At 31.8% G+C, this 9,153-nt stretch carries 10 protein-coding genes; 7 read left to right on the top strand and 3 right to left on the bottom strand.

The features are described from left to right. The first annotated feature begins 323 nt into the window (after positions 1 to 323). The 3 genes from mecA to pepF all read left to right on the top strand — a co-directional run bounded on the left by mecA (position 324) and on the right by pepF (position 3,986). Entirely contained in the window at positions 324 to 1,046 is a 723-nt protein-coding gene (gene mecA, locus HMPREF2580_RS08605) for an adaptor protein MecA (protein ID WP_070832015.1), read from the top strand. Positions 1,047 to 1,143: 97 nt separating this feature from the next. Further along, a complete protein-coding gene (locus tag HMPREF2580_RS08600; protein WP_070832012.1) occupies positions 1,144 to 2,127 on the top strand; it encodes a competence protein CoiA in 984 nt (327 codons plus the stop codon). A gap of 50 nt (positions 2,128 to 2,177) precedes the next feature. Next, positions 2,178 to 3,986 carry an oligoendopeptidase F gene (pepF, locus tag HMPREF2580_RS08595; RefSeq protein WP_070832009.1) on the top strand — a complete coding sequence of 603 codons (1,809 nt, stop codon included), beginning with the start codon at positions 2,178 to 2,180 and terminating at the stop codon, positions 3,984 to 3,986. A gap of 339 nt (positions 3,987 to 4,325) precedes the next feature. Here pepF and yjbH read toward each other — a convergent pair whose 3' ends face one another. The 3 genes from yjbH to HMPREF2580_RS08580 form a co-directional block, all read right to left on the bottom strand. Further along, positions 4,326 to 5,123: a protease adaptor protein YjbH gene (gene yjbH / locus HMPREF2580_RS08590; RefSeq protein WP_002441849.1), complete on the bottom strand. Its 798-nt coding sequence runs from the start codon at positions 5,121 to 5,123 to the stop codon at positions 4,326 to 4,328. A 16-nt stretch (positions 5,124 to 5,139) separates the two neighbouring features. Beyond that, positions 5,140 to 5,511, bottom strand: a complete 372-nt coding sequence (locus tag HMPREF2580_RS08585; protein WP_070832623.1) for a truncated hemoglobin YjbI — start codon at positions 5,509 to 5,511, stop codon at positions 5,140 to 5,142. 84 nt (positions 5,512 to 5,595) lie between these two features. Further along, complete coding sequence (locus HMPREF2580_RS08580) at positions 5,596 to 6,183, bottom strand: CYTH domain-containing protein (protein WP_070832006.1); 588 nt, start codon at positions 6,181 to 6,183, stop codon at positions 5,596 to 5,598. A gap of 281 nt (positions 6,184 to 6,464) precedes the next feature. Here HMPREF2580_RS08580 and HMPREF2580_RS08575 point away from each other — a divergent pair, with 281 nt between their 5' ends. Genes HMPREF2580_RS08575 through HMPREF2580_RS08560 form a run of 4 tightly spaced genes read left to right on the top strand, consistent with a single transcriptional unit; the run spans position 6,465 to position 9,138 of the window. Beyond that, positions 6,465 to 6,812, top strand: coding sequence for a UPF0738 family protein (locus HMPREF2580_RS08575; protein ID WP_070832003.1), 348 nt, complete (start codon positions 6,465 to 6,467; stop codon positions 6,810 to 6,812). A gap of 16 nt (positions 6,813 to 6,828) precedes the next feature. Beyond that, positions 6,829 to 7,464 (top strand): GTP diphosphokinase, encoded by a 636-nt coding sequence (locus HMPREF2580_RS08570; protein WP_002441856.1) that lies wholly within the window; start codon positions 6,829 to 6,831, stop codon positions 7,462 to 7,464. Positions 7,465 to 7,477: 13 nt separating this feature from the next. Next, entirely contained in the window at positions 7,478 to 8,287 is an 810-nt protein-coding gene (locus HMPREF2580_RS08565; RefSeq protein WP_070832000.1) for an NAD kinase, read from the top strand. Beyond that, complete coding sequence (locus HMPREF2580_RS08560) at positions 8,284 to 9,138, top strand: RluA family pseudouridine synthase (protein WP_070831997.1); 855 nt, start codon at positions 8,284 to 8,286, stop codon at positions 9,136 to 9,138. The genes HMPREF2580_RS08565 and HMPREF2580_RS08560 overlap by 4 nt, the downstream gene beginning before the upstream one ends. Positions 9,139 to 9,153 lie beyond the last annotated feature (15 nt).

The raw sequence follows: 9,153 nt of genomic DNA, 5'->3' as shown, positions 1-9,153 counted from the left end.
ATTTCTTAAAAAGAAATTCTCTGTGTTGGGACCCCGCCGGCAAGGATGGCTAGGATTAAAGGAAGCTTGATATAAGCGCACTTTTATTCAGACATCTACTGCCAATATGTTAAAGAAGGCTGAGACAATTAATTATGTCCCAGTCTCTTTTGCATGTTGCGACTTATTATTGACGGATGGTTTTTTGGCGTCAAAATAGGGAATATGTTAATATGAATATCCAAATGAAAATAGTTAAATTTAATCAAACAAATAGATTGTAATTTACGTTCCGTTCTAATACAATATGATTACTATTCATCGACTGTAAGGAGTGAGATGATATGAGAATAGAACGCGTTGATGATACAACAGTTAAATTGTTTATAACATACAGCGACATTGAAGCACGTGGTTTTAACCGTGAAGATTTATGGACTAACCGTAAACGTGGCGAAGAATTCTTCTGGTCAATGATGGACGAAATTAATGAAGAAGAAGATTTTGTGGTAGAAGGTCCTTTATGGATTCAAGTACATGCTTTCGAAAAAGGTGTGGAAGTTACCATCTCTAAATCTAAAAATGAAGATGCAATGAACATGTCTGATGAAGATACAAATGATCAGTTTGATGATCAAGTTAATGAATTACTAGCTCAAACCTTAGACGGTGAAGATAATTTAGAAGAGTTATTTGAACAACGCAGTCAACAGAAGAAAGCAGAACAAAAAGCTAATCATGAACGTACTCAAAAACGTTCAAATGTTAGAACAGTAATTGTTAAATTTGACGATTTAGAACATGTCATTAATTATGCATATCACAATAACCAAAATACGAGTGAATACGAAGATTTATTATATATGATTAATAATCAGTATTATTATTCAATCCATTTTGATGACTCTGTTTCTCAAGAAGCCATTAATGATAGCTATAGTCAATTATTAGAATTTGCTTATCCAACTGATAAGACAGAAGTTTATTTAAATGACTACGCTAAAATCATCATGAGTCATAATGTTACTTCTCAAGTTCGTAGATATTTTACTGACGCAGAAGAATAATTAGAGTTCTTTTACAAGGTGCCTGATAAAGGCGCCTTTTTTTATTTTTTAAAAGTAAAAATACCTACAACCTCGTTGTAATATATGAGGTGAAGAGATGTTAGTAGCGATTGGTGAAAATAATCAAAGAATTTTAGCTAAAAATGCATCAAAAAAACAAATGTATGTGTGTCCACATTGTCAATCCGAAGTCGTGTTTCGACGTGGAGAGAAAGTCATTCCTCATTTTGCACATAAAGTAAAAGGTTCTAGACCGTGCTATAAAAACGAAACGTATGAACATTATCAAACGAAAATATTATTAGCTCAGAAATTTGAGAAATTAAATCATCATGTACAAATTGAGCCTTATTATGGTGGGGTAAATCAATATCCTGATTTAGTTATTGATAATAAATTTGCTATAGAAGTCCAATTTTCTAGAATAAGTGTAAATGAAATTATGAAAAGAACTAGAGGACTAGAAAGCATTGGATTAAGCGTTTATTGGTTGATTAGTGATATAGTAATCAAAAAGAACATCATGAAACTTAATCAATTTCAAGCTACATTTATTAACCCTATGAGTCGGACACTTTTCACATGGAGTATCGACAAAGCAGAATTGGTAATTTATAGACATCTTCAAAATATTGGTGGGAAAAAATTTGTAGCTAAAAGTTATACATCAAATTTAACAACGCTTTTTGATAAAGGTAATCACAGACATTATAAAGTCTATCAATTAACTAGAACCAAAATTTTAAACTACATTAAGCAATGTAGATGGAAAAATTCTGTATTAGAGCCAACTTTAAGTGCAATGTATCAATTACGAATGAATGATGAAAAAGTTTGCGATAGATTAGGATTTATTTTTGAAAATCAAATATACATCGAAACACATCCTATTGAATGGCAGCTTCAATATTTATTACTAAGACGAGATTTTAAGAGTTATGAAGCGTGTCAATTATTGATGGGGAAAGTTAAATTCAGGTGTTTTGCATGCTATAGGTACAACAAATTCACAGTATTGAAGAATCTAGTAAACGAATTTGAGAAAATGTATTTTATTAAATGCTTAAACGTGCAAAAGTAGTGCTAAAATGAGAAAATTAAGCTATTGATATAATCAAGGAGGTTTACTTTATGAGTCAACAATTAACAAGAGAAGAACAGGAACGTAAATATCCTGAATATACATGGGATTTAACTACAATTTTCAAAGATGATAATGCTTTCGAAGAAGCCTTTAAAGAAGTTGAAAATGAAATAGGTAAAGAAGAGCAGTTTAAAGGTCACTTAGGGGATAGTCCTGAAACGCTATACAACGCTTTAGCGTTTGAAGATGAATTAGGAACTAAACTGGAAAAAGTTTATGTCTATGCACACCTTAAACAAGACCAAGATACTGCTAATGATAAATATACTGGATTAGAAGCACGTGCACATCAATTGGTAATTAAATATAGTTCTGCGTGGAGCTTTTTAGTACCTGAAATACTTCAAATTGATGAGTCTACAATTGAATCTTTTGTTTCATCATACGATAAATTAAAACGTTACGAGTTTGATTTGAAACTCATCAATGAAAAGCGTCCACATATTTTAGATGCGAATACAGAAAAATTATTAACTGAAGCACAAGATGCTTTATCAACGCCTTCAAATGTTTATGGCATGTTTAGTAATGCAGATTTAGAATTTGAAGACGCAATTGATAAAGATGGGAATGCACATTCACTCACTCAAGGTACATTTATCAAATATCTTGAGTCAGACGATCGTCATTTAAGAGAATCAGCTTTTAGAAATGTATACAAAGCTTACGGCTCACATAATAATACATTAGGTGCAACATTAGCTGGTGAGGTAAAGAAAAATGTGTTTAATGCTAGAACACATAACTATAATTCTGCTCGTGAACGCGCATTAAGTAATAATCATATACCAGAAGAAGTATACGATAACTTAGTTAAAACAGTGCACAAATATCTTCCGTTGTTACACAAATATACGAAATTAAGAAAAGAGTTATTAGGTATTGAAGACTTAAAAATGTATGATTTATATACGCCTCTAGTTAAGGATGTAAAATTTGAAATGCCTTATGAAGAAGCTAAATCATGGATGCTAAAAGCTTTAGAACCAATGGGTGAAGAATATTTAAATGTAGTTAAAGAAGGTTTAGAGAATCGATGGGTCGATGTATATGAAAACAAAGGTAAACGTTCTGGGGGTTACTCATCTGGTGCGCATTTAACAAATCCTTTTATTTTATTAAATTGGTCTAATACTGTTTCTGATTTATACACATTAGTACATGAGTTTGGTCATTCAGCACATAGTTATTTTAGTCGTCAAAATCAACCATCAAATTTAAGCGATTATACAATTTTCGTTGCTGAAGTAGCATCTACATGTAACGAAGCATTATTAAGCGATTATATGGATAAGCATTTAGACGATGAGCGTCGTTTACTTTTATTAAATCAAGAATTAGAACGTTTCAGAGCAACGTTATTCCGCCAAACTATGTTTGCTGAATTTGAACATAAAATTCACCAAATAGAAGAAGCTGGGGAACCACTCACACCGACTCGTATGAATGAAGAATACGCGAAGCTTAATAAGCAATACTTTGGCGATGCTGTTGAAACAGATGAAGATATTAGTAAAGAATGGTCTCGTATTCCACACTTTTATATGAATTATTATGTATATCAATACGCTACTGGTTATAGTGCAGCACAAAGTTTAAGTCATCAAATTTTAACAGAAGGTAAGCCGGCAGTTGAAAGATATATTAATGAATTCTTGAAAAAAGGTAGTTCAAATTATCCTATTGATATCTTGAAAAATGCGGGTGTAGATATGACTACTCCTAAACCAATTGAAGAAGCATGTGAGGTATTTGAACAAAAATTAGACGCTTTTGAAAAACTTATGAAAGCTTAACATGATTGAATTCGCTTACAATTTGAACAGATTGTGACAATTTAAATTTATAATTAATCAAAGGTTGAAAAGGGGTATGTACCGTGTTATATTATGAACATGAAATTAATCACATAACAAACATACCCCTTTGTTTGAAGTGAAAAATTTCTCCCATCCCCTTTGTTTAGCGTCGTGTAATCAGACACGGCGTTTTTTTATGTTCAAATTTAAATCGCTAACTTTTGCATGTGTAAAATATACATTTTATATGCATAAAAGAGTATAAGAATACTCGTATATAGATATGAAAAAGGACGACTAATTTTCTAGTCGTCCTTTTTCATATCTATGATTCAATTAACACTGAGGCATTTTGGATTTCCAAAAATCGCCTTCAGGATACTGTAATTTCTCAACCTTTTGTTGCAGTGATAGTTTTTTTAATTCTTTATTTAATAATTTTTCTGGCCATTCGTATATAGTTAATAATTCTTCCATTGTAACTAATTGTTTCTTTTGAATATATTGTTCTAATTTAGGCGGAAGATTCTTTTCGATAGGTTTGCCCATTAACTCATTAATAATATAAGTATAAATATGGTATGGATATAAGCCTTCGACTTTTAAACCTTCTTCATGCACATCTTCACTGAAGAAAACGAGAGAAGGCGCTTGTTCGATATCCATTTCGCGAGCAATATGAAGATCAACTTTTAAACTGTCTGTGAGTTTACTTTTTTGTAAATCTTCCTTGAAAACTTCATAATCTATACCTGCATTTTTTATGCAATCACAAATCATGTCTTCTGTAATAATATCACGCTTAGGTATTATTTCATTCTGCATTAAATGAATAAATCTCTCAGCTCTTATACGACCTTGTAGTTCTGCAGCTTTATATGCAAGAGCGATATTATCGAAATCAGAAGTACTTTGAGCTTGACACTTTGTTAAAACCTTTAGAGATGGATTTAAGATATGTCTTACTCGGATATATTGATTATATTCAATTCTTAATTTAGATAAGATAGCTGATAATTTAAAACACTCTTTACTAAAAGGATCAAAAAATGAATAGATTTCTATTTTACTTACAGGTGACAGATTTGTCTCTTCACGACTCTTATTATCCATTATTCTTAATTCTTCAGCCATGTATATTCACCTACAATTATTTTTCGGAATTTACCATGTGATTAGCAGTTAAACGTAGTCTTTCGAATAAATAATCACCGACACCTGCAGGGAAGTTTGCATGTTGAATCGCTGTATACATGTTTTCTAACCATGCATCACGTTCGTATTCAGTAATTGTAAATTCCATATGTCTTCTTTTTAACATGGGATGCCCATGTTCTTGAGTATATAAGTCTGGTCCACCAAGAAACTGAGTTAAAAACTGCTTTTGTTTTCGACTTGTTTCCCTAAAATCCCCTGGAAATAGATAATTAATTCGTTCGTCTTTTTCGACTAGATAATAAAAGTGGTCAATCATTTGATACAATGCTGCTGGACCTACTATCTCATATGGTGTTTTAGACATAATATCACCGTGTTCCATTAATATATATCTAATATAACATGAATTTTTACATTTGAAAGTAATTTGCCCTTATGGGAAATCTCGTTATTTTTTGCTTGAATTTTGCTTTTCTTCAAAAAATCGTTGAACTTTATTTAACGGTTTCTCATGACTTAAATTAAACTCTTGAAGTAAATGATTAAACTTTTCATAACCTTCATCGTATGAATGAACTTCAAATTCAAGTTCATAATCGGTTTTACCTAGATATTCACTTTGGTCTAAAACTAAAAGTTCATTTTGAAATTGCGTTTCTAATCTATGAGTGGTAAGCGCTCCTAAAATGATAAGTTCTTTATCGGAAACGCCAAATTGATTTTCAATAATATCCCTGATGTCTTCAGGTAGTTGAGACAATGAGATTGTTGTATCTATTTTAGGAGAAATATTAATCTCGTGGTTATACTCGGTTAAACCAACTTTTGCAGGTACCTTTAAGGTCATTTCATATTGATTGTCTTTAACTCTTATACGCAATGCTGATTGATGTTTCTTCAATTTGAAATCATTCGTATCAATATAATAGTTCGTTTGAGTAAAGGGTTTATCATTTTCAAAATAAGTGTTACGAATTTGATGATATACGTTTTCATTTAAAATTTGCTTGAACTCAATTTCATTATTTGTTGCCATTATTAACACCTCGTTTAAACGCTTCTGAGTATTTCTAATTATGAAGAAAGTTCTTGTTAAATTAAAGTAATTTAATCATTGTAAGTAGCAATCTGAAATTTTTTTCTGAGATCTTTTTTTACCTGAAAATAAATTTAATATTTGCTAAGATTTCTAAAGTTGAAAATAAGTTGTGAAAATATGAATTTTAGTGAGTTGTACTATGATTTCTATGTAAGTTGTGGCGTGTTTTGTAAGTATATATTATGTTAAACTAGTATGGAATAAGGAGGAAGACAGGCATGCGTATTTATATAAATGAAATTAAAGTAGAAGAAGATGGCATTTATTGCTTCTCTGAGGATCCTACAGACGGATTAGAAGAAGTTGGACAAATGCTTGTTGATAGTGATAATTACGGTTTCGCATACATACTTGATGACGGCGAATCGTATTCTTATTTAATTTTTGTACAAGAGACATGGTCGATGTTACATGAAAATAGAGATAAGAAGGTTATCATAAATAATCATTTAGAATTAGAGCACTTCCAAGAAGAATTAGATTATATATTAGATAATATTGAAGGAAATAATAACTATGGTAAGGAGTTTGTTTCAGCTGTTGAAAAAACTTTCGAACTAGAGTGAAGCGGAGTGAAACAAAATGAACCAATGGGATCAATTTTTAACACCTTATAAACAAGCGGTAGATGAGCTAAAAGTAAAACTCAAAGGTTTACGTAAACAATATGAAGTAGGTGAAAATACGTCACCTATCGAGTTTGTTACAGGAAGAGTAAAACCAATATCAAGCATCATTGATAAAGCTAATAAAAGAGGTATTCCGTTTGACCGCTTACATGAAGAAATGTATGACATTGCTGGCTTGAGAATGATGTGTCAATTCGTAGATGATATCGATGTGGTAGTGGACATACTAAGACAGCGAAGAGACTTTAAGGTTATTGAAGAACGAGATTATATTCGTAATACAAAAGAGAGTGGTTATCGTTCTTATCATGTCATCATTGAGTATCCAATTGAAACGCTTAATGGACAAAAACATATCTTAGCAGAGATTCAAATTAGAACTTTAGCAATGAACTTTTGGGCAACAATAGAACATACGCTTCGTTACAAATATGATGGCGATTATCCTGATGAAATTCAACATCGTCTTGAAAGAGCTGCTGAAGCAGCATATTTACTTGATGAGGAAATGTCCGAGATTAAGGATGAAATTCAAGAGGCACAAAAATATTATACTCAGAAACGTGCCAAGAAACATGAAAATGACTAATGAGGTGTAAATGATGCGTTATACAATCCTAACTAAAGGTGATTCAAAATCGAATGCATTAAAACATAAAATGATAAATCATATGAAGGATTTTCAAATGGTAGAGGATAGTGAAAATCCCGAAATCGTCATATCTGTTGGTGGGGACGGCACGTTACTTCAAGCATTCCATCAATATAGTCATATGCTTTCAAAAGTTGCGTTTGTAGGTATACACACCGGTCATTTAGGATTCTATGCAGACTGGTTACCTCATGAAGTCGAGAAGTTAATTATTGAAATCAATAATTCTGAATTCCAAGTTATTGAATATCCTTTATTAGAACTTATCGTGAGATATAACGATAACGGTTATGAAACGCGATATCTTGCTTTAAATGAAGCCACCATGAAAACTGAAAATGGTTCAACATTAGTTGTGGACGTTAATATTCGTGGCAAACATTTTGAACGATTTAGAGGAGATGGGCTATGTATTTCAACACCTTCTGGTTCAACAGCTTACAATAAAGCTTTAGGAGGCGCACTCATTCATCCATCATTAGAAGCGATGCAAATAGCTGAAATAGCTTCAATTAATAATCGTGTGTTTAGAACTGTGGGATCGCCTTTGGTATTACCAAAGCATCATACTTGTCTAATTATGCCTGTCAATCATGACACAATTAGAACAACAATTGACCACGTAAGTATTAAACATAAAAATGTAAATGCCATTCAATTTAGAGTAGCAAATGAAAAAGTAAGGTTTGCGAGATTTCGACCATTTCCTTTTTGGAAAAGAGTGCACGATTCATTTATCTCAAGTGATGATGAAAGATGATTTTCACTTATGTAATAAAGGAATTTGAAACAGTTAAATCTTTCTTGCAGAGACATGATTACTCTAAAAAGACTATTAGCGCCATTAAACGTAATGGCGCTTTAATTGTAAATAAGCAACCTGTAACCGTCAGGAAAGAAATGTCTTTTGGTGATCATTTAGAAGTCCATATGCCAATAGAGCGACCTAGTTCAAATTTAATCCCTTATCAAAAAGCATTGGAAATTATTTTCGAGGACGATTTTCTAGTTATAGTTAACAAACCTCAATATCAAAACTGTGCGCCTTCTAGAGAACATCCTCATGAGAGTTTAGTGGAGCAGGTGTTAGCATATTTAATCAATAAAGGCGAACAGTCAAACCCGCACATAGTTACTAGGTTAGATCGTAATACGATGGGAATAGTTGTATTTGCTAAGTATGGACATGTCCATCATTTATTTTCAAAAGTTAAGTTTGAAAAGGAATATGTCTGTCTTGCATATGGTCGGACAAAATCAAAAGGTGTCATTGAAGCACCTATAGTAAGGGATAATAAGAGTATTATTACTCGTAAAATTTCAAAAGAAGGTAAATATGCTAAAACAAGTTACTACACATTAGTTCAAAAAGACAATGCGAGTTTGTGTAAGGTCAAATTACATACCGGACGTACGCATCAAATCCGTGTGCACTTTCAGCATATAGAGCACCCGATAGTTGGCGATGACTTATATGGAGGACATCATAGACAGATAAAAGGACAAAGTTTACAATGTTGTGCAGTTAAATTTGTTCATCCAATTTACAAAAATGAAATATCAATAAATATTGATTACAAACAATTAATTTATTTATTTAACATGCTATAATAAATATGCTTTGGA

The sequence above is a fragment of the Staphylococcus sp. HMSC036D05 genome (assembly GCF_001836225.1).
GTDB classification, from domain to species: domain Bacteria; phylum Bacillota; class Bacilli; order Staphylococcales; family Staphylococcaceae; genus Staphylococcus; species Staphylococcus caprae.
The sequence above is the reverse complement of the archived record's forward strand: the minus strand, read 5'-3'. Positions and strand labels throughout refer to the sequence as shown.

Coding starts and splice junctions, on each gene's coding strand:
- mecA (WP_070832015.1), top strand. CDS start 324: ATGAGAATAGAACGCGTTGATGATACAACAGTTAAATTGTTTATAACA.
- HMPREF2580_RS08585 (WP_070832623.1), bottom strand. CDS start 5,511: ATGTCTAAAACACCATATGAGATAGTAGGTCCAGCAGCATTGTATCAA.
- HMPREF2580_RS08560 (WP_070831997.1), top strand. CDS start 8,284: ATGATTTTCACTTATGTAATAAAGGAATTTGAAACAGTTAAATCTTTC.
- pepF (WP_070832009.1), top strand. CDS start 2,178: ATGAGTCAACAATTAACAAGAGAAGAACAGGAACGTAAATATCCTGAA.
- HMPREF2580_RS08575 (WP_070832003.1), top strand. CDS start 6,465: ATGCGTATTTATATAAATGAAATTAAAGTAGAAGAAGATGGCATTTAT.
- HMPREF2580_RS08565 (WP_070832000.1), top strand. CDS start 7,478: ATGCGTTATACAATCCTAACTAAAGGTGATTCAAAATCGAATGCATTA.
- yjbH (WP_002441849.1), bottom strand. CDS start 5,123: ATGGCTGAAGAATTAAGAATAATGGATAATAAGAGTCGTGAAGAGACA.
- HMPREF2580_RS08570 (WP_002441856.1), top strand. CDS start 6,829: ATGAACCAATGGGATCAATTTTTAACACCTTATAAACAAGCGGTAGAT.
- HMPREF2580_RS08600 (WP_070832012.1), top strand. CDS start 1,144: ATGTTAGTAGCGATTGGTGAAAATAATCAAAGAATTTTAGCTAAAAAT.
- HMPREF2580_RS08580 (WP_070832006.1), bottom strand. CDS start 6,183: ATGGCAACAAATAATGAAATTGAGTTCAAGCAAATTTTAAATGAAAAC.